Here is a 441-nt window from a genome sequence, read left to right as displayed (position 1 = left end):
AGAAATTTGCAGCTTATGAAGCAGCATATCCAGAGCTTGCAGCAGAATTCAAACGCCGCGTAAACGGTGAGCTACCAGCAGAATGGGAAGCAAAAACGTCTCAAATCATCGCAGACCTTCAAGCTAACCCAGCGAACATCGCTTCACGCAAAGCGTCTCAAAATGCATTAGAAGCGTTTGGTGAAATGCTACCTGAATTTATGGGTGGCTCGGCTGACCTTGCGCCTTCAAACCTCACCATGTGGTCTGGCTCTAAGTCAATCACACCGGAAGATGCATCGGGTAACTACATCCATTACGGTGTGCGTGAATTCGGTATGACGGCTATCATGAATGGCTTAGCCCTTCACGGTGGTTTTGTTCCTTACGGTGCGACCTTCCTGATGTTTATGGAATACGCACGTAATGCCTTACGCATGGCTGCGCTGATGAAAGTGCAGA

Annotated in this window: 1 pseudogene; it reads left to right on the top strand. The window is 48.5% G+C overall.

The features are described from left to right. A pseudogene (locus AACW90_RS22965) lies at window positions 1-441 on the top strand (transketolase); the annotation flags it as partial.

The organism is Vibrio frigidus (genome assembly GCF_042465995.1).
Classification (GTDB): domain Bacteria; phylum Pseudomonadota; class Gammaproteobacteria; order Enterobacterales; family Vibrionaceae; genus Vibrio.
This window is presented reverse-complemented; position numbering and strand designations above follow the sequence as displayed.